Source organism: Planctomycetota bacterium, from assembly GCA_016125255.1.
GTDB lineage: Bacteria > Planctomycetota > Phycisphaerae > Phycisphaerales > Zrk34 > RI-421.
This window is the reverse complement of record WGMD01000026.1, coordinates 117,691-138,228: the sequence shown is the minus strand read 5'-3', so window position 1 is coordinate 138,228 and position 20,538 is coordinate 117,691. Positions and strand designations below refer to the sequence as shown.

The window sequence follows — 20,538 nt, the reverse complement described above, 5'->3', positions numbered from 1 at the left end:
GAGTAAACATTCCCTTTATCAACAAAGGAGTTCGATCATGGCATACACACTACCCGATCTTCCGTATCCCAAGGACGCGCTGGAGCCGCATATTGATGCGCGCACCATGGAGATTCACCACGACAAGCACCATGCCGCCTACGTCAACAACGTCAACAAGGCGCTGGAGGGCATGACCGTGCCCGACTGCATCAATGAGCTGATCAGCGATCTGTCAAAGATTCCCGAAGCCAAGCGCGGCGCGGTGCGCAACAACGGCGGCGGGCATGCCAATCATTCGCTGTTCTGGAAGGTCATGAAAAAGGGCGGCGGCAGTCAACCGACCGGCGACCTGGCCAAGGCGATCGACACGGAACTGGGCGGCTTCGAGAAGTTCAAGGAGGCGTTCGCCAACGCCGCCGCGACGCGCTTCGGGTCCGGTTGGGCGTGGCTCGTCGTCAAGGATGGCAAGCTCGCCGTCTGCTCGACCGCCAATCAGGACAATCCGCGCATGGGCGCCGCCGTCGCCGGCTGCGAAGGCAAGCCCATCCTCGGCCTGGACGTCTGGGAGCACGCCTACTACCTCAACTACCAGAATCGCCGCCCCGACTACATCGCCGCGTTCTGGAACGTCGTCAACTGGGAGCAGGTCGCGGAAAACTACAAGAAAGCCAAGGGCTGAACCCCCGGAAGTGAAAGTTCAAAACCACGAAGCCCACGGTTTGAAGCCGTGGGCTTTTTACTTTCATCTGCGTGACACATTTGCAAGCTCCTTTCGAGCGCAAGGTTATGCTGCGAGGCCGCCAGTGTGAATTTCCAGGTTGTCTGGAAGTTGACTGTTTTGTGGGGTGCTCCGTGGTGAAGCGAACGGGGGGTGCAAGACGCCGAGGCGCCTGCGTCGGTGAGCTGCATCAATGATGCACTGCTGCGGACTCATGACGCCGCTCCTGCCTTCATCGCTTCCGGGGGCTCCGGGGCTTGCGGGGTTTCCGGGGTTTCCGGGGTTTCCGGGGGCAGGGGGTTGTTCCGGGTGAGACGGGTGAAGTCGACGCGGCTGATGGTCTGCTGAATATGCTCGGGGCGCGGATGCAGATAGCGCTGGGTGATCTTCAGGTCCTTGTGACCGAGGAACTCCTTGAGCTGGGCGATGGGGATGTTCGCATCGTTGGCCAGAAGCGTCGCGCCGGTGTGGCGGAACCGATGCGGTCCCGTCCGGGCGATGCCAGCGGCGTCGAGCCGCACATGAAGCCGACGCAGCAGTCGGCCGTACGTCCATTGAGCCGAACCGGACTACGGGGAATCGGCCGGCTCGAAGAGCCACGGTCCGCGGGACGTCGCCAGTGCCCGCATCACGATGGCCGCCGCTTCGCCAGTGATCGGAACGATCCGTTCGCGGCCGTGCTTGGGTTGCCAGAACTGCTGCGTGAACGGGCAGACCTTCTTGCAGATGTTCAGCGCCATAGCCCTGCCGGCAGGATCATGGATGACATCCTCCTTGCGGAGCCAGATGAACTCGCCCACCCGCAGGCACGTCTGCGTCAGCAGACGCCAGGTGTCAGCCATCCCCGGTTCGGGATCGTCATAGATCGCCGCCAGATCTTCCGCGCTGAAGACTTCAATGTCCTTGCCGCTGTCCGCCTTTCCTCGTCATCACCGACGAGGCTTCATTAAAGCGTTGACGGCGACGTAGAGCGCTCGCGTCTGGTGCCATCGCGCGATCCGGACATTTTCATATTCATTGAACCATTTCGGGGCCAGGGTATCGTGCATTGATATCAATCCAAATCATTTCAGGCGCTTATGGGGGGCGAATTGTGGTTCGATGATATGATGTGAACCCGACGAGAGTTGAGATCCGTATGGGACTGTTGTGGGCGATGTCATGTCGGAACGGAATGATTATCGGATGACCTGGACGCGGCGCGCGGTGCTGGCGGTGTTTTTGCTGTCCGGTGCGGCGGGACTCATGCACGAAGTGGCATGGACCCGGCTGCTGCGACTGGTGATGGGTAACACGACGTACTCGATCGCCACGGTTCTGTGCGTCTTCATGGCCGGGCTGGCGGCGGGCAGCTACCTCGGCGGACGCATCATCGATCGTCGGCGTGACCCGCTGCGCGTCTTCGCCCTCATCGAAGGCGTCGTCGGCATCTATTGTCTGATGCTGCCCTGGCTCATTCACGCCGTCGGTCCCATCTACCGCGCCGCGTACGCCGTGACCTACGGCTCGCAGACCGGATTGACGATCGTGCGCTTCCTGCTTTGCACGGCGATCCTGATCGTGCCCGCCACGATGATGGGCGCCACACTGCCCGTGCTCACACGCTGGTTCGTCCGCTCCGTCGATCAGACCGGCCGATCCGCAGGACGACTTTATGCGTTCAACACGCTCGGCGCGGTGGTCGGCACGGCGCTGGCGGGCATGTGGCTTATCCCCGCCGTCGGACTCTGGCGAACGATCTGCGTCGCCGCCGCTGTGAACCTGCTCATCTGTGCCGCGGGCCTGTTTATGCACGCCCGCCTCGGCGCCGTCGACGAACCGCCGCCGGCGGATGAACTGGAGGCCGGCAGCGCTTCAACGACCGACGCCGCCGATCGACTGAGCCGGCGCGCCGTCACCGTGCTGCTCATCGGGTATGCGCTGTCCGGGCTGGCGGCGATGTTGTACGAGGTGGCGTGGACACGCGTGCTGACGCTGATGATCGGCTCGAGCGTGTACGGGTTCAGTCTGATTCTGATGGCCTTCGTGCTCGGGCTGGCGCTGGGGTCGATGATCTGCGCGCGTTTCGTGGATCGTGTGCGTCATCCGATGCGGGTGCTGGCGGCGATCCAGATGGCGATCGGCGGGACGAGTCTGCTGGTCGTGCCGCTGCTGGGGACGTTGCCGTTTTTCGTGACGGGGATGATCTCGGAGCTGGGCCGCTCGTTCTGGGTGCTTCAGGCGGCGGAGTGGGGTCTGGTGCTGAGCGTGATGCTGGCGCCGACGCTGCTGATGGGCGCGGCGTTTCCATTGGTGACGCGGACCTACGCTCAGTGGTCCAACGCTGTCGGCCGCTCCGTCGGCGCGGTCTATGGATCCAATACGATCGGCACGATCATCGGCTCGTTTCTGGGCGGATTCATGCTCATTCCCTGGCTGGGCATCCAGTACACGATCTTTGCCGCCGTGTCGCTGAGCGTGCTCATCGGTTGTGCTTACCTGCTCGCATCGTCCGCTGCGGCGGCCCGTCGGCGCCTGATGGTCAGCGGTCTGACGGCGGCGGGATTTTTGCTCGCGATGACGGTCATTCCGCGGTGGGATGCGGCGAAGATGAGCTTCGGGCCGTTCGTACAGGCGGTGTGGCTCGACGCCAACGCGGCCCGGTCGCATGCGGCGCTGCAGAAGATCGTTTCATCGGAGCAGACGATCTTCTATCACGAGGGGCTGACGTCGACGGTGGCCGTCAATCGCGACGCTTCGGGCGTGCTGTCGCTTCTGACGAACGGGCGGGTCGAAGCCAAATCGCGCGGCGGCGAGGCGCAGCAGCGGCTGCTGGCGCATATCCCGCTGCTGCTCCATCCCGATCCGCGCGACGTGCTGGAGATCGGTCTCGCCAGCGGCGTGACGCTCGACGCCGCGGCGCGACACGATGTCCGCTCGCTCGACTGCGTCGAGCTTTCCGAGTCCGTCATCGACGCCACGCGGCTCTTTGAAGACGTCAATCGCCATGTGCTCGACGATCCGCGCCTGCGGCTGATCATCACGGACGGGCGCAATTACCTTTCGCTCACCGACCGAAAGTACGACATCATCATTTCCCAGCCGTCGGACCCGGCGACGGCCGGCGTGGCGGACCTGTTCACACGCGAGTTCTTCCAGAACTGCTACGACCGACTCAACGATCGGGGCATGATGTGCGTCTGGCTCAAGGCGTCGTCGGTGGACAAGGACGTGTTCCGTTCGGTCGTGCAGTCCTTTGGCCGAACATTCGACGACATGACAATCTGGTCCGCGACCGGGTTCACGGAGTTCATGCTCGTCGGTTCGCGCGGACCGATGCGCGTCGACGAATCCCTGCTCGCCGGACGGATCGCCGATCCTCGGCTCGCGGCCGACATGAAGATCCTGCATATCGAGTCCGTGGCCGACCTGCTCGGCAACCTGGTCACCGAGCGCGACGGGGCGATGCGTTTCGCCGGCGAGGCGCCGATGCATACCGATGACAATGCGCTGCTGGAGTTCTCCGCGCCGCGCACGGAGTTCACACGGAAGGATCCGCGCGACCTGGTCCACGCGCTGCTCGACGCCCGGACGACGGACATGGCGTTTCTGACGGACGATCAAGCCGGGGAGGCGAAGCTGGCGGAGATCAAGGCCCGGAGTCGCCGGTACATCGAGGCGCGGATACTCACGCACGGCGTGACGCTCGCCTTTGAGCGGAATCAGCTTGACCGGGCGATGGACATGCTCCGGCAGGCGGCGGCGCTCAATCCGCATGATCCGTGGATCATGGTGGCGGTTGCGCGGCTTCGGCAGGCGACGACCAAGATGGTCGAGGCGGGACGCATGCGCGAGGCGATCGCGTTCAATGCGCAGATCGTCAAGGTGCTGACCGATAGCGCGATCGATCACTTCAATCTCGCCTCGCTGCTGCGCGACGCCGGGGCGAACGAACAGGCGGCGGCGGAATACGCGCAGGTGCTGCGCATCGAGCCCGATCACGTGCTGGCGCATCACAATCTGGCGAAACTGCTCGCGAAGCTCGGGCGGGTCGACGAGGCGGTGCGCCATTACCGTCGGGCGATCGCGCTGGACAAGACGCTCGATCAGGCATTGAACAATCTTGCCTGGATCCTCGCGACGGCCGGCAAGCCGGAGTTGGGGACGCCGGCGGAGGCGGTCACGATGGCCGAGCGTGCGTGCGAACTGACGGGTCAGCGCAATGCGGCGTACCTGGACACGCTGGCGGAGGCGCATGAAGCCGCGGGCCAGATCGACGCGGCGCTCCGGGTGGCGCTCCGGGCGTACGATCTGGCCCGCGGTTCAGGACAATCGGAACTTGCCGCCGAGCTTCATGCGCGGATCGCCCGCTATGAACGCTCGAAGGCGACCGCGCCTTAAGCGGCGCGGCGGGCGCGACGACGCCGCGGCAGCGCCCATGCGGACAGGCCCAGCAGCGCAAGTGACGTCGGCTCAGGCACGGTCGTCGGAATCGGCGTGGGAATCGGATCCGTCAATGAGCCCTCGGTCTTGGCCGGTGAAGCATGGCTGTCGACGGGCAGCGCGTTGATGGGCATCCCGCCGGTGAACTTGCTCGGATCGATCTGCACTTCGTAAATCACCGCGAATTCCCAGTTCGCCCAGAACGCTTTGGTCGCCGCGTCGCCGTCGATCTGGTAGTTGCCGAAGGCGTCGAGAATCGGCTCATTGTTGATGTCCACGAGCACGGGCGGCGAGTCCTGAAGCAGATCGAGTCCGCCCGCGTTAAATCCGTACACCGCCAGATTGTGCTCCAGCGACGACGCCACCAGCGGCACCTGCATGGCCAGCGTGCTTGTCGCCGCGACCTTGTCGCCGTCGGCCTTGTCGTCGATCACGCCGCCGGTGGGATGGTCTTCACCATTGTTCAGAACGCCGGCGGACTTGTACGCATCGGCCGTCGTCGTTCCGCCCATGCCGTCCATGCCATCCATGCCGTCCATACCGCTGGAAGCGCTGTTGAGAATCGCGGCGATGTAGTCGGCGGTGAACTCCAGCACGACGTTGTCGTTCATATCGACGATGTCGAAGACGACATGGTCGGACCCGAGCAGGTCATCAAAGGTATGCGTCCCGCCGCCCATGCCGCCGTAGGTGCCGACGGTGTTCACGCCGTAGCTGTTGTCGACGTAGCCCTTGGGCAGACGGATGGCGAAGTTGGTGAGCTTGCCGTCGGCGTTGCGCTGCTGCCAGAGCGTTCCGCCGACGATGGTTCCCAGGTTTTCCCCCATCATGCCCGAAATGGTCCACGTCACGCTGAAGACTTCGGTGTATCCGTCCGAAGCGGTGACCTGCCCGTCGACCGTGGCGGCGCGAGCACTACTGAACCATCCCGTGACCCCGACGACGAACAGCGCCGTCACGATTGAACCCATCTTCAACATCGATATCTCCTTGTGAATTCGATGCGGTTGTATACGACTGCAACGCGACATTGACCTCCATGCCCCCACACAGGACAAGAGACAACCGCGAGTCGGCACCTGGCTTGTCAATTCATGGAGGAGTCTCCTGAACGCAGCACGGTTGACCAGTTTTCGCGCGGCGCCGCGGGGCGTCGCGAACGTCACATGGAATCGACGCGCTTGTTTGGGCTTCGCGCGCCGATCCATGTTTGCATTGACTCGGCTTCATCGGGCCCGAAGCGGAGTGCGAAGATGTTCGCAGCACGGCGTCGAGCACGAGTCCGGCGATGCTTGTCGCGCCGGCCGGGAGCACACGGCTCCGTTACGGCGCAGTCCGTCCAATCACGATTCAACCTCAGGCGGCGGGCATGGGCCCTGTCGCCTCAAGTTTGAACTCGATTCAAGTCCCGACCGGCCCGTCGGGGCCGAACAGGTATCAACATCAATGCCGCGCGCCGTGGACGCGCGCCGTTGATGTGCGATGCATGCAATCGACATGTCGGGAATCGCACCATGTGTTTCGTGCAATGATCCAGCATGCCCGCGACGACTCGCCCGCGCCCACACGGCACGGCCATCGCCGCACGTTCGGATGTCAATCCGCAATCAGACCGTCGAGCCGGATGGCGGAAAATCGATCACTGCGTCGGATGCATTCCGCATCGCGCAAAGTTCCATACACTGGGAGAATCAAGCCACTCCCGACATGCTGTCAGCGGAAGCCCATTCGCCGCAGCACACTTCCCGCGGAGGGAAGCACAACTGGTCACCCGCACCGCTTCAGGACAAACGATGGGATGAAACGCACAAAGCAAGCGGCGTGCCACCAGAGGGGGTCGTTGTGATGTTTTTATAAGTGCCGATGCAACAGGAAAATCGGGTGCATCAGCAGTGTCTTGGACTTTGGGGTGCGACACCGACAACTGTACCGATCTGGTTCCCGGCGGCGCCCGCAGGGCCGCTGACGCGCCCCATCGTAGTACATCAATAAAAAATCACGGCGGGCGAGACCTGCTGGATCACGCTCCGCCGTAAGCCGTGGCCAAATGCCTGATTGAGGTATTCGAGGGCGGAGCAGTCATCCGTGTAGATCGGCACGAACTCCAGCGGGCGCGGCTCGATCGGGTTCTGCGCCGCGATATAGAAGTCGCGCAGAATCATCCCGCCAAGTTCCACACCCAACTTCAACAGCGACGCACGACCGAACGCCTTGTTCCACGCCGCCGTGCCCGGGTGCGCAAAGACGAGCACGTTGCGATACGCCTCCTGGCTCATTGTGCCGACGGCCTGCGGGTCGAATCCGGCGGCTTCGAGCGTCTGAATCATCCCCGCGTAGGCCAACCCGCGCTCGCCCTGCGTGAACATCAGCAGATTGACCGTGAGGAACCCGGTTGGCCGCAATGCGCGGCGGCATGCCTCGAACGCTTCTCGCGTGAGCAGGTGCACCGGTTGACTATCGCCCGTACTGGCGTCGAGCACGATCGCATCGACCGACTCGGCGGGGAGACTTTGAATGTACTGACGCCCATCCGCCACGACGGAGTCGACGGACTCGGGCATGTCGAACCACTGCCGCGCGATCCGCGCCATGCGCGGATCGATATCGACGACCGTCACGTGATAACCCATGTGATCAAGGAGCGTGGGCAGCACGCCGCCGCCGGCGCCGATGACGACGATCTTCGCATCGGGCGGCAGCACGCTCAATCCCGCCGCGATGACATGCACATATGGCAATGAAGAGCCGCCGTGCTCCAGGTCGATCCCGCTTTGGTAGATGCCGTCGTAAAGCAGCCATCGCTGCGGACCCGTGGGCGTTGTATGTTCGATGATTTTGATCTGACCATAAGAGCTGCGATCGTCGATTTGCACGATGCGGAAGTCGTTGATCGTAACGGGCAGCGGGCGGCGAAGCGTCATCACGCCCGGCGCGATCGTGAGGGCAAGCACCCCGATCGCGGCGGCGACGGGCGCGAAGGAGCGTCGGGCCATGGGCAAGGGAATCACGGCGAGAATGGCGAGCACGATGGCGGTCAGCATGTAACTGGCGCGCACGCCCAGCAGCGGCGCCAGCACCAGGCCCGTGGCCAGTGCGGCCAGGATGCTGCCGGCGGTGGAGAGCGCGAAGATGCGTCCTGCGACGCGCCCGGCTTCCTCAATGTGGTGCACGAAGATGCGAATCACATACGGCCCGACCATGCCCAGCGCCATCAGCGGCGCGGACAGCAGCACGGCGGCCGACACGAGCACGCCGCTGACAAGCCCCAGCGGCTGCATCGCGCTCATGATGAACGGAGCAATCAGCGGCGTCAGACCGCACCCCGTGGCGGCGACGCCGAGGATGCACGACAAACCGACCAGACCGCGCTGATGCGCGACGAGCCGGTCCCCGAGCCAACCGCCGATGATGTAGCCGATCGCCAGATCGGCGAGCGTCACGCTGATGACCGCGGTCCAGACCGCCAGACTCGTGCCGTAAAAAGGGCTCAGAAGCCGGGCGCTGATGAGTTCGACGACGAGCACCGCCGCACCGCTCAGGAACACCACGCCGTAGTAGAAAAGCCGTTCCAATCGCATGCCTGATCGCTCCGGGCGGGCACGTGACCACATCCATGTAAGCGCCAGCCGGGGCCGACGAATGCCGGGGTTAATATCGGCAAATTAGGCGAAGTGCAGTCTTTGGTGACGGGAGAAATTATCTGATGAATCTTTAGAATTGGCCGTGTTTCATCCCGCGGCCGGAGCAAGCCGCGATCCCGATCAATCGATGCAAACATATCAAAAACCAAAAGATATGGAATCAACCAATACGCCAAACGTCTGTCCCGCCGCCATTGATCGGGTACGCAACATTGGCTAATTTTTTACTTGCATCCGATCAGACAGTCCAATAGGTTGACACACGAGAAAAAAAGGCCAGGGCTGCTTCACGCAGTCCGCAATCGAACGGGAGCTAGACATCATGTTGCATTCGGGTCGTCGCACGGGAGCGCTGTGCATTTGCGCGCTCATGACCTTGTCACTTGGCTGGGCTTCGATCGCCCGCGCCGCTGGTGGCAACAGTTCGATCCTTACCGTCGCGCCCAGCTCGGTGGATTTTGGACGCGTGCTGATGGGCCAGACCGTCACGGGTCTCAAGACCGTCACCATCAGCAATGAGGGCGGCGATTCAACGACCTTCACTGCCTCCGCCGCCAATAACGGACTGAGCGTCAAGGTCGACACCACGACCGCCACCAGCGTCAATGGAACCATCGACGGCAACTCCGGCGGAATGAATCCGACACCCGGCACCAAAGACTTCATCATCAACCTCACCTCGAACGCCAACGGGTCCGGTTCCACCGGTTCAAAGAGCATAGACGTAACGCTCAACAACACGGCGACGACCGGCAACGCCGCCGATATGGGCATGAGCGGGACAGGTTCGTTGGACCCTGACGACGTCATCACCGCCGTCATGGTCATCGTCGCCAATCGCGATCTGTCCGGCGGCGCGACGGTCGATTTCGGCCGCGTCATGAAAAACACCGACACCACCACCCTCAACACCACCGTCTTCGGCAGTTCCGCCAACGACAACAACGCCACGCGCGTCAATCTCAACAACGGCTCCGTCTCCAACGGCGGCGTCACCGTCACACGTTCCGGCGGAACCTTCCTCTTCAATGCCGCCAACGAATCCGCCTCCGTCAGCGCCCTCGGCAATTTCTCCACCACCGGCGCCAAGAGCGGCTCCGTCAACGTCGCTTCACTCCTCTCCAACGCCGAAACATCCATCACCGGAACCCCCACCGTCGACACCTCCGTCCTGATCAACTACACCGCCACCGCCGTCGACAATCGCAATCTCGGCGTCCTCGAAAGCAACATCGATCTGGGCGATGTCCTCGTCGGTTTCAACACCGCCTCTCAGACCGCCACCGTCGACGGCGGACCCGGCGATGACAACACACGCACCCGCGTCACCCTCGGCAACGGCAACGTGACGCAGAACGAAGTCACCGTCGGCGGCGGCTCCGTGTTAACCTTCAACGGCTCCGGTCAGACGACGACGCGCAACGTCGTCGGTAACTTCTCCACCAGCGGCGCCAAGAGCGGCGTGGTCAACATCGCTTCGCAGCTCGCCAACGCCGAAACGTCCATCACCGGCACGCCCACGCTCGACAACACCGTCAACGTCGCCTTCACCGCCAATGCCTACGACGCCGCGTCGCTGACCGCAAACAACGGATCGGCGCTGGACAGTGGCGATATGGTGTCGATCGCCAACGCCGCCGGCGCCTTCCGCTCCGCCGCGTTCGTCGACCACATCGCAGTGAGTACCGGCTGGACCGTCGACAATCTGATCGTCGGCGACTCGATCGCCGCCGGTTCCGGCACCCCCACCGCCAGCGTCACCTTCGACGATGCCGGCCTGCTCAACGGCCTCCAGGTCGCCGGCTCGCTCGACGTCACGCTTGAAAACAATCAGTCGATCACCGGAGCCGCCGATCAGGACCTGGGCACGCTCAACTGGAGTCTGTCGCATACCGTGTCCGGCCAGAGCGGCGCGCAGACGGCCGTCATCGCCGCCGGCAACTCTTACGCCGGTCTCTACGGCACGAGCGATAAGACGCTGGTTTCCACCGTTTCGTTCCTCGGCGGCGTGAACGCCAACAATGGTCCGAGCACGACGCTCATGACCTCCTGGCGCGATCGGACCGCCGGCGAATTCGGGCCGACGTGGCCGATTCTCATCAGTGACGTGGCCGACGTTTCGGGAAACCACGGCGACGTGTTCGTGCTGGAGATGTCTTACGATCCCACATTAATTGCGGACGAAGCCGGTTTCGCCGCCTCGGGCCTGCTTTATCTGGGCTGGCTCGACGGTGCCGACTGGGTCAGTGCCATCAGCGGCAACATCGGCGCCAACACAGCCAATCCCAGCTTCATCAATTTCCAGGGTAGCTGGGCCGCTTCCGGCGCCGGTCTGACCCTCGGTGCCAACGGCGTCGACACCGCGACGCACACCGTCTGGGCCGTCGTCGATCACAACAGCGAATTCGCCGCCATCATGATTCCCGAACCGACGACGCTTGTAAGCATCGCCGTCGCCGGCATGATACTCGCGACCGCGCGGACCCATCGCAAGCGTTGATCCCCCGCGATTCAAAAATGCACCGACAACTCCTCGCATCAACCAAGCCCCGCAGCATCCGAACTGCGGGGCTTGGCATTGACACCGACGCCGAACGGCGCGGTGTCATTTCATATCGTCAATTGTCATGCTCTTTGCAATACCTCCTGTACGTCTGCAACTGATTCTTGACCCGCCACAGATTGAGGCCGAGCTTCTCGGCGACCTGGCTGCCGGTCAGGCCCTGTTGGGCGAGGTGGATGATCTGTCGCCGCTGATCGACGGTGAATTCGCCGGCGTGGGCGCAGAGCAGCTTCCATGGAATGTCGCCCGGCGGGTCCGGATGCTGCTCATGCCACAAGGCGTGGGCCCGCTCGACGGTGCCCTGGCCCACGCCCAGCGTTCGCATCGCCGGATTCGTCGCTAACTTCTTTGGCGACCTCATCGCTCCCAACCAAACCGAACTTGTCCGAGCCCTCGTCCAAATCCACCGGGCAAGCCGTGGGCTTCTTTCTTTCATTGACCTGCTTCATCTGTAAGCTCCTTTCGAGCTTCGTGGTTATGCGGCTTTGCCGCGGGTGTGATTTTCCAGCTTGACTGGAAATTGACTGTTTTGGCGGGTGCTCCGTCGGGCGAATGCGGCCGGTTCCAGGGCGCACGAACGCCCGTGGACGTCATTCATGTGGTTGCCGGTCAGGTATCGCATCACGACGCTTCTCCCACCTCCGGGGTTTCCGTAGATTCCGGGGGTTGGGGTGAGAGTTTGGCGATGGGGTTGTTCTGCGCGAGACGGCTGAAGTCGACGCGGCTGATCGTCTGCTGGATGTGCTCGGCGCGCGGGTGCAGATACCGCATGGTGGTCTTCAGATCCTTGTGGCCGAGGAAGTCTCTGAGCTGGACGATCGGCATGTTGGCATCGTTGGCCAGATACGTCGCGCCGGTATGGCGGAATCGATGCAGACCGGTTTGGCTGATGCCGATGGCATTCAGTCGGCGGTGAAGCCGCCGCCTCAGCCGGTTGTCGGTCCATTTGCCGGACGGGCACCTTTGAACACCGGGCGCCGTGAAGAGCCACGGACCGAGCGAATTGCTCAGCGCGGAGGCGACGATCGCCGCGGCATCTGGCGTCAGCGACACAACGCGTTCAATCCCATGCTTGGGCTTCCATGGCTGACCGGTCTGCGGACAGACCTTCTTGCGGATATGCAGCGCTGCGGGCGCGCCGTCCTTGTCAAGCATCACATCTTCCTTGAGCAGCCACATGAACTCGCCCACCCGCAGGCAGGTCTGCGTCAACAGTCGCCAGATGTCGGACATGCACGGCTCGGGGTCCTCATAGAGGCCGTTCAACTCTTCAGCGCTGAAGACCTCGATGTCCTTGTCGGACGCCAGCGGCAGGGTGTAGGCGCTGCTGGGATCCATATGGATCATCCCGCGCTTTACGGCGAAGCGGATGAGACTCCGAATTAACTTCATCACATCGCGGAGGGCTTTGTCGCCCATCGGCCGGGCCTTACGCTTGCCCCGGCCATCGGGCGACGGCACCGGGATGCCGGTCGTGCGAAGCTTCTCTTCGAACGCCTCGAGCGTCGTGGTGGTCAACTCGCGTATCGGCGTCGCGCCGCCACGGGGGAGGAAGATCATCAGCTGACGAACAAAGTGCTCAGCCGCCTTGATGGTCTTGGGTGAGCGCTTCTTGCTGGCAAGCCACGCACAGCGCATTGTGGAGACTTCCTGTAAGGTATGCCGCCCTCTGTTGGCAATGGTGTTGTCGCCTTCGGAGAATTTTCGGGCGAAGGCGTTGCCCCGGGTGCGGGCTTCCTTCTTGCTTTGGGTCTTGAGCGATTCGCGCCGCTGACCCATGCCCGGCTGGTTGTACTGCAGATACCAGTTGGGGCTGCCGGCGCGCTTGATCGCCTTGATCTTGTGGTCTTCGTCGATCCAGAATTCTTCTACGATCTTGTGTTGACTCATACGGTGGGGGTTTCCTGCGGGGATGGGATAGATGTCGCTTCGGCGGGAGCCGAAGACGCAGACCGTCACGGGATGGCAGAACTGCACTGCCGCGACGTGGAGACGGGAACAATCAGTGAATTAGTTGCGCTCGACGAGCCAGCGGGTGAACGCCTTGTTGATCAGGCGGACGCCGGGGCCTTTGCCGGTCTTGAACTGGTCGAAGTAACTGCGGGAGGACCAGTCGTGGACGGTGCTGACCTCGGCGCTGGCGATCTCCGCGGCCTGCGCCAAGGTGATCAGAAACGGATACCGCTCCGCAACGGCTTCGACTAACAACTCCCGGTTCGGGGCACTGACGGTGCTGGACATGGGAACTTTCTCTCTTCAGTAAATGGGTGGCCCGGCGATGGGGCTCTGCGATGTGATGTCTACCTGATTCCAGTATACACGAAGCGTCGAAAGGCCTTCCCGACTCGGCAGACAGACAAGAAAAAACAACTAATAGATATCTCTATATACAGTCATAAATGATACTTGTAGCAATTTGAATGCTCGCTGGACGTTGTATATACTTCTGTAAATCACCTTTCGCTGGAGTACCCGACCATGCCGCGTGGAGTTGGTTACGACCCGGAGAAGGAAAGAATAATTCGGATTTACCTCGAAGATATTCGATGGTCGCAGGGGCTCAAGTGCCCGCGTTGTAACAGTCATCGTGTTTACATGATGAGAGGCAAAGCATTCTCACGCGGGCTCCTGATGTGTCGGGACTGCCTGAAGACTTTTAATGTGCGTACAGGGACGATCTTTGAGGACAGTCAGTTGCCCCTTCAGCTCTGGTACCGAGTTTTGAATAGTCTGACGATACGGCCGTTCGGGATGTCTGCTCGCGACATACAAAGGAAGCTCGATATCACCTACAAATCCGCGTGGCGAATCCACAAGCAAATTCGCGACAACCTGATCATCAAATACGGACGAAGCGACCTGCCCGATGAATCGCTTTTCGACCAGCTAACCGCCGAGCGTCGCGAGGAAACCACACTGCGGATGCAACAGAGGCGGAGCACCGAAAGGCCAATCTCGTTGTGGCCGTTGAAATTGGATCAGGTGCTGGCCGAGGCCATGAACATGCCCAATGCCGAGCAGGTTGGCCAGCAGAATTTCAAATTCACATCCGGTTGACGGACGCGAATGCGCCGCTACGCGGGTGAGTAGAACACCACCCATGGCGCCGTGCAGGTCGCCAAGTAAATAATCGGCGTCAACGCGTCACAATCCAGTGACGGCGCCGGCTAGCTCGTCGCGAGTCGTTCCGCCCCCACACCTCATCTCGTCACTCAATCCCCCCCCCGGATGTTCCGGGGATATTCCATGCGCTGGGCACGGCCGGATCGGCCGCGCCTTCCTCATTCAGGAGCTCCCTATGATCGCCTCAGCCACAAACGCTCCGCCCCTTCCCCGAGCCCGCACGCTTCTGCGTGTCGCCCTTCAGCACACCGCCGCCCCGAACCCCGGAAGTAGAAGTCAGACCGCGCTGGACCGGTGGGTCGATGTGCGAGACGGACGCACCTTGGTCGCACGCAGCGGCCAGCGTTATGGTCGTCCGACCACTTTCCTGAGCAAACTCAACTGGCAGTTCGATCCGCAGTTCGGTCTGGCGATCGGCGCCGCCGACTTCGCCGGACGCGTCCGCTCCAGCACAGTCCCCGTCACGTTCGCTGGGCACGATGGCATCTACAGCCGCCTCGACCGTTCGCGCCCGCTGGGTCAGGCGCTTTGGCTCATGTCCATGCTTCACGAGCATGGCGAGAGCTTCGAACGCATGACGCCGCCCTTGCCATCGATCTATGCCGTGCCCCCGGAAGGTACCGATGTGCGTTCGATCAAGCTCAACGAATCGCTGATCACCGATGCACTCATGCGTGTCGCTCGGGGCGAAGATTCCCTGATGCTCGAGCGCGCCCCGGAAGCCATGTTCGCCGCCGGCGATCCGGAGTCGCGCAGCATCCAAGTTCGCTATTCCGGGGGCCAGACCGACACGTGGGTCTTTCCCGCCGGCACGAAGATCAAGGTGCCGCGCCTGGGCTGCGAAGTCGACAAGGGTCGCGTGATCGCCCACGTCGTTCCGCGTGAAGGCTGGCGCGGCATCGGATCGATGACCCCGCAAGCGAAGCAGGCGGCGCGGCTCGATATCGTCGATCAGTTCACCCACCACGATGTGAATGGCGCCATCGGCTATGACCTGCGTCTTTTCAACGGCCCGTTGCCTGAAGGCACGAAGGCGTGCCTCGATACGCAGTCGGAAAGCGAATTCCTGTTCGACGCCTCGCCCTACCGGCTCGTTGGTCATGTGGGGATGATCCACTTCAATTTCCTGTCCAACTACTACGACCGGCGGGTCCCGGTGATGCGGCGGCAGGGCGCGCCACGTCAGCATTCCACGTTGACCAGTCCGCTGATCGGCGCCGCCTGAGACTTCCAACTCAATGCCACGCGTCGTCAGAGATTCAAACACTACGCAAGGACCGCCCGATGATTCTGATCCCCGTCCGTCGCCTGACCCGGCGCGAACTTCGCCGCCTGGGTACTAACCTGCTCGCTCAAGTCGAGCGGGATGTTCCGAAGTCTCGTGTACGATCCGATTCGAGGAGTCTGCCGATTTGCGCCGCTCGGGTGTGTTTGTCACCTGTTGAGGGTGCTGCCCAAACGTCATGCGATGCCGGCGCGCCATCAAGCGCGCCAGCAGATCGATGAAGGCGTCGAGCGACTTGGTGTCGACGTCAAGTGGTTTGGAGTTCGAAGGGTTCATGATGATCTCATTGTTGGTTTTAATAAAAGAAGCCGGCCCGACAGACGTCGGGCCGGACTTCTTTTTAGCGATTGTGGACGAAAGTTTATGTATACAAGACTGACTGACATACCGGTCGCCAGACGCCTCGCCCATGGCGGGGCATTGCCATGTGATTAGACAAACATTCCCTGAACCGCGTGTGCGGGCTTGAATTCGTTCGTCAACGCGCAGATCCTGGCTGATCCATCCTGAGCGGTTCATCGCCGTGACCACGTCGTTGTAGACTGGCTTCTGCTTCTTCGGGTCGAACAATGTGGCAACTAAGGCAACATTCTGCGGTGCCGCTACGGCGACTCCCGCACGATGAAGTAGCTGCAATTTGATTCGCCAGCGCTTCCCGGTGGTAGCCGTGAGCCGTTTACGGTACACCTTCACCGGCGACCACTTGAATCCGTGTTCCACCAGGTTCTTTTCGTAAAGCTTCGACAGCTCTGACGGGTCCGGGTCAAGCGGAATCTTGCCATCATGTTTACCTGATCCACTGCTCCGAGACTTGATCGAGCACTTCTCGGCATTGGATCTGTCTATTGCGAGCGTTCCAGCGAATGAACTCGGAATTGCATACGAGTATCTGATCAAGAAGTTCGCCGATGATTCGGGACACACAGCAGCGGAGTTCTATACGAACCGCACTTTTGTGCATCTCATGAAAAGCATCGTAAAGCCGAACACGCCCGACGCTGGCTGACCTTCTCAGGCCCCAAGCGATCCCGCACACGCTCCACCGTGCGGCGCCGACGCTCGGGGCTCATCAGTTTGGGCGGGCCGCCTCCTTCAAGATCAGCATGTCCAACGCCTGGTCCGCCACCAGCTTCTTGAGCCGCGTGTTCTCCTTCTCCAGATCCTTGAGATACTTGGCCATCTACGGATCCATCCCGCCGTACTTGGTCCGCCAGCGGTAATACGTCTGCTCGCTGATGCCCAACTGCCTGCAGACCTCGGGCACTTTCAGTCCCTTGCCCAACTCCACGTCCGCCTGACGCAGCTTCGAGACGATCTGCTCGGGGGTATGCTTCTTCTTCATGAGGAATCCTTCCCGGCAAAGGCCGGCAGCATTCTCTCATATTCCCTGGATCAGGTTTCCCGGAGGGGGTCAATCATCGTCGAGCAGAGCGAAACAACTTACGACAATGCGAGCAACGTCCTCGTGCAGACGCGCATGCAGCGTGACACGGACGATGTGACCTTCCGGACCACTTACGCCGCATTCTGGTACGACGGCATCAATCGTCAAATCGCCTCGGCGGATTACGGCACAAACGGCGGATCTGCATTGACTCGCCCGTCGGTGACGCCCGCTCGTTCCGACGATGTGCTCGTCACGACCAATGAATACAGCGACAGCAGCGGCGATCCGATCGCCAACACCGATCCGATGGGAATCGTCTACCACCGGGTCTACGACGATGCCGGTCGCGTCGTCACGCAGATCGACAACTACGTCTCCCCCGGCACGCCGGGCGACGATGAGAACCGCACCACCGAAATCACCTACACCCCCGACGGCCTCCGCGCGACGTTGACCGCCAAGATGTCCGATTCGGCCGACGATCAGGTGACGACCTACACCTACGGCTCGACCCTCACCGAATCGTACATCGCCTCGAATCTCCTTCTGGCTTCCGTCGAATACCCCGACGGCTCGTCCGACACCGTCACCTACGCCTACAACCGCCAGGGCCAGGTCATCGAAAAGACCGATCAGAACGGGACGATTCACGCCATGGACTACGACGGCCTCGGCCGCCTCATCCATGACCGCATCACCACGCTCGGCTCCGGCGTCGACGACCTCGTTCGTCGCATCAGCATGTCCTACGACGACCGCGGCCTCGTCACACATATCACCAGCTACGACGACCCCGACATCGGCGAAGGCAACGTCGTCAATGACGTTTATCGAAAGTACAACGACTTCCGCCAGCTCGTCGTCGAATACCAGTCCACCGACGGCCCCGTCGACACCGCCCTCACCCCCAAGGTCCGCTACGCCTACGCCCTCGGCGACAACGAAAGCAATCAGATTCGCCCGCTCTCCGTCACCTACCCCGACGGCCGAATCATCACCTTCAGCTACTGCCCCGGCGAGAGCATCGACGACCATCTGAACCGCATTTCCGAAATCCTCGACGGCCCCTGCGGCTGCGCGACCGCTCTCGCCCAGTACCTCTACCTCGGCCTCAGCGCCCCGGTGCGTGTCTCCTACACCGAGCCGCAGGTTCGTCTTGATCTGTGGGGTGGGACCTCCGGCACATACGCGGGCCTGGATCGTTTCGGCCGGATCATCGACCTTCCCTGGGAAACGTACTAGACTTTGAAGGTGGCAAACAATGGACCAAGTCCGCCTCCAATACGGCTACGACCGCAACAGTAATCGCCTCTGGCGTGAAAATCCCGTGGCGTCGGGCTTCAGTTCGCCGCAGGATCAGCTCTACGCGTACGACCCGATCAATCGCCTGACGAACATGCAGCGTGGCACGCTCAACGGGGGTCACACGGCCGTCTCGCCCCTGACGTTCGAGCAGCAGTGGGGACTCGACGCCGTGGGCAACTGGGCGACGTTCGATCAGGACAGTTCCGGGGGCGGCTTTGATCTCCAGCAGCAGCGCACGCACAACAAGGTCAACGAGATCACCGACATCGCCGAGACGACCGGCCCGAGCTGGCCCACCCCCGGATATGACGCCGCCGGCAATACGAATGACTTCCCTCAGCCGAACGATCCGACGGCGCGCTATCAGGCCGTCTATGACGCATGGAACCGCCTGGTCAAGCTCACCGACCCCGCCACCGGCGACACGATCGCCGAGTACCAGTACGACGGCCTCAACCGCCGGACGATCAAGACGCCCTACGCCTCAAACGTCGCCCAGCCCCCGGAGCATCAGTACTACACCGCCAACTGGCAGCTCATCGAGACGCGCAAAGGCGAATCGACGACGCCCGAGTCGCAATACGTCTGGGGCGTTCGCTACATCGACGACCTGATTTTGTTGGATCGCGACGCGGATGCGAGCGGTGAGCTCGACGAGCGTCTCTACGCCCTTCAGGACGCCAACTACAACGTCAGCGCGATTGTCGATGACGCCGGCGATGTACAGGAACGCTACGAGTACGACGCCTACGGCGCCGTCGGCTACTTCAGCGACGACTACACGCCACGGTCATCGAGCGACTTCGACTGGAGCATCACCTACTGCGGCTACCGACTCGATCCAGGCACGGGCCTCTACCTCGTCCGCAACCGAACGTACCACACAGCGCTCGGTAGGTGGCTGCAGAGGGATCCACTGGGGTATGTCGATGGGATGAACAGTTACCAATATACAAACTGCAGACCAACAGTGGCAATAGATTCACTCGGTTTGTTTGAAATTGATTTCCACTATTATGTGATATATTACCTCTTGCGCGCAAAATGTTGGTCGGCTTCTGAGGCAGATAACGTTGCCGGATTTTCACAGTACGTTGACGATAACCCAGCCACCGAACCAGAGTGGACAGGTTATATGAATAGACAATGCTTTCATTTTCCTGGTTCTGGACCCGATAGCCCTACCGTAGCAAATGATTCATATGCATACGATCAGGTTGTCCAAGCTTGTTGGAATTATGAGGGTGGAGGTTATGGTGTAACTGCGCGCTTGGGCGCAGCATTACATACATATGCAGATACTTGGGCCCATGACGGCTTCACGGCTTGGTGGAATGATAGGCTTAACACAGTAACTGGTTCCGGACGCCCAAACATCGGACATGCTGATGCAGCAGAAGGCGGACATGCTCCTGATCGTCCTTACAATGATATTGGCCGAGCACTTGATGCAGCCCGGTCAATTTATGATCTAATTCCTGACCATTGTTGCACCAAAGGCTCTTCCCCAATGCCATGGGAGGACATTAGTGAAGATTTGCGGCATTCATTTAATGTGAGGAATATTGTAATCAATATGAGCTATGATGAAAATGTAAAATACCGCGAGCATGTGATGCAGTTGACAATTAAACGGCGGTTTGGTGATGATGCGAAATATGATAGACAGTGCTTCGACAAATTTAAGAGTTACTTTGAGACGTCCGTCGGCATCAAATGAACCTTTTGAAACCAAAACACGTTGACCGTCGATCTGGGGGATGGGAAGCATTATCTTATGCTGTATTTGTTCTCGCATGTATGGCCGTGGGTGCGATTATATGTGATCTCCTAGTTTTGTGTGGGCTGACGGCCACCGAGCCGTTTGGTAGTGGAATTCGATGGGTTCTCTATCCAATATATGCTTTCGGTAAAATAGCTGGTGCTATTGATCATGAAGATTATACAGACCTATTTCGCTGGTTTGCTATGTTCGGTGGCATAATTGGGCTCTTTAGTGCGATGATCATACTTTTATTCGTCCTCAAAATTAGACGTAAACAAGATCATACCATCGCTAAATGACATTGGAATTCTTGGATAACCAACATTGGTGGATCGTTTCGGCCGGAT

16 protein-coding genes are annotated in these 20,538 nt (G+C 60.9%); 8 read left to right on the top strand and 8 right to left on the bottom strand.

What is annotated here, in order from left to right; translation table 11 throughout:
• The first annotated feature begins 34 nt into the window (after positions 1-34).
• On the top strand, positions 35-661 hold the full coding sequence (locus tag GC162_17610) for a superoxide dismutase [Mn] (protein ID MBI1370456.1): 627 nt from the start codon (positions 35-37) through the stop codon (positions 659-661).
• A 251-nt stretch (positions 662-912) separates the two neighbouring features.
• On the opposite strand, the gene GC162_17605 is transcribed toward GC162_17610, so the two are convergent.
• Both GC162_17605 and GC162_17600 read right to left on the bottom strand, forming a co-directional pair.
• The gene (locus GC162_17605; protein MBI1370455.1) at positions 913-1,239 is read right to left on the bottom strand and encodes a tyrosine-type recombinase/integrase; all 327 of its coding nucleotides are present in this window, start codon (positions 1,237-1,239) and stop codon (positions 913-915) included.
• Between the two features lie 30 nt (positions 1,240-1,269).
• Positions 1,270-1,542, bottom strand: coding sequence for a hypothetical protein (locus tag GC162_17600; protein ID MBI1370454.1), 273 nt, complete (start codon positions 1,540-1,542; stop codon positions 1,270-1,272).
• Between the two features lie 319 nt (positions 1,543-1,861).
• Between GC162_17600 and GC162_17595 the strand changes: the two genes are divergently transcribed.
• A complete protein-coding gene (locus tag GC162_17595; GenBank protein MBI1370453.1) occupies positions 1,862-5,080 on the top strand; it encodes a tetratricopeptide repeat protein in 3,219 nt (1,072 codons plus the stop codon).
• On the opposite strand, the gene GC162_17590 is transcribed toward GC162_17595, so the two are convergent.
• Together GC162_17590 and GC162_17585 are read right to left on the bottom strand one after the other, a co-directional pair.
• The gene (locus GC162_17590) at positions 5,077-6,330 is read right to left on the bottom strand and encodes a PEP-CTERM sorting domain-containing protein (GenBank protein ID MBI1370452.1); all 1,254 of its coding nucleotides are present in this window, start codon (positions 6,328-6,330) and stop codon (positions 5,077-5,079) included. The two genes, GC162_17595 and GC162_17590, sit on opposite strands and share 4 nt — an antisense overlap.
• 777 nt (positions 6,331-7,107) lie before the next feature.
• Entirely contained in the window at positions 7,108-8,733 is a 1,626-nt protein-coding gene (locus GC162_17585; GenBank protein ID MBI1370451.1) for a methyltransferase domain-containing protein, read from the bottom strand.
• 400 nt (positions 8,734-9,133) lie between these two features.
• On the opposite strand from GC162_17585, the gene GC162_17580 reads away from it, so the two are divergent.
• Positions 9,134-11,263, top strand: a complete 2,130-nt coding sequence (locus GC162_17580; protein MBI1370450.1) for a hypothetical protein — start codon at positions 9,134-9,136, stop codon at positions 11,261-11,263.
• A 118-nt stretch (positions 11,264-11,381) separates the two neighbouring features.
• Here GC162_17580 and GC162_17575 read toward each other — a convergent pair whose 3' ends face one another.
• The 3 genes from GC162_17575 to GC162_17565 form a co-directional block, all read right to left on the bottom strand.
• Positions 11,382-11,687: a hypothetical protein gene (locus tag GC162_17575; GenBank protein MBI1370449.1), complete on the bottom strand. Its 306-nt coding sequence runs from the start codon at positions 11,685-11,687 to the stop codon at positions 11,382-11,384.
• A 260-nt stretch (positions 11,688-11,947) separates the two neighbouring features.
• Positions 11,948-13,285, bottom strand: coding sequence for a tyrosine-type recombinase/integrase (locus tag GC162_17570; protein MBI1370448.1), 1,338 nt, complete (start codon positions 13,283-13,285; stop codon positions 11,948-11,950).
• 51 nt (positions 13,286-13,336) lie between these two features.
• Positions 13,337-13,567 (bottom strand): hypothetical protein, encoded by a 231-nt coding sequence (locus tag GC162_17565; GenBank protein ID MBI1370447.1) that lies wholly within the window; start codon positions 13,565-13,567, stop codon positions 13,337-13,339.
• A gap of 237 nt (positions 13,568-13,804) precedes the next feature.
• Between GC162_17565 and GC162_17560 the strand changes: the two genes are divergently transcribed.
• The 3 genes from GC162_17560 to GC162_17550 all read left to right on the top strand — a co-directional run bounded on the left by GC162_17560 (position 13,805) and on the right by GC162_17550 (position 16,740).
• Positions 13,805-14,383 (top strand): hypothetical protein, encoded by a 579-nt coding sequence (locus GC162_17560; GenBank protein MBI1370446.1) that lies wholly within the window; start codon positions 13,805-13,807, stop codon positions 14,381-14,383.
• A 241-nt stretch (positions 14,384-14,624) separates the two neighbouring features.
• Complete coding sequence (locus tag GC162_17555) at positions 14,625-15,674, top strand: hypothetical protein (protein MBI1370445.1); 1,050 nt, start codon at positions 14,625-14,627, stop codon at positions 15,672-15,674.
• Between the two features lie 832 nt (positions 15,675-16,506).
• Positions 16,507-16,740 (top strand): N-6 DNA methylase, encoded by a 234-nt coding sequence (locus GC162_17550; protein MBI1370444.1) that lies wholly within the window; start codon positions 16,507-16,509, stop codon positions 16,738-16,740.
• 174 nt (positions 16,741-16,914) lie between these two features.
• Here GC162_17550 and GC162_17545 read toward each other — a convergent pair whose 3' ends face one another.
• Positions 16,915-17,076, bottom strand: coding sequence for a transposase (locus GC162_17545; protein ID MBI1370443.1), 162 nt, complete (start codon positions 17,074-17,076; stop codon positions 16,915-16,917).
• On the opposite strand from GC162_17545, the gene GC162_17540 reads away from it, so the two are divergent.
• Together GC162_17540 and GC162_17535 are read left to right on the top strand one after the other, a co-directional pair.
• Positions 17,062-18,363 carry a hypothetical protein gene (locus GC162_17540; GenBank protein ID MBI1370442.1) on the top strand — a complete coding sequence of 434 codons (1,302 nt, stop codon included), beginning with the start codon at positions 17,062-17,064 and terminating at the stop codon, positions 18,361-18,363. The genes GC162_17545 and GC162_17540 overlap by 15 nt on opposite strands.
• 19 nt (positions 18,364-18,382) lie before the next feature.
• Positions 18,383-20,146, top strand: coding sequence for a hypothetical protein (locus tag GC162_17535; protein ID MBI1370441.1), 1,764 nt, complete (start codon positions 18,383-18,385; stop codon positions 20,144-20,146).
• Positions 20,147-20,538: the final 392 nt, after the last annotated feature.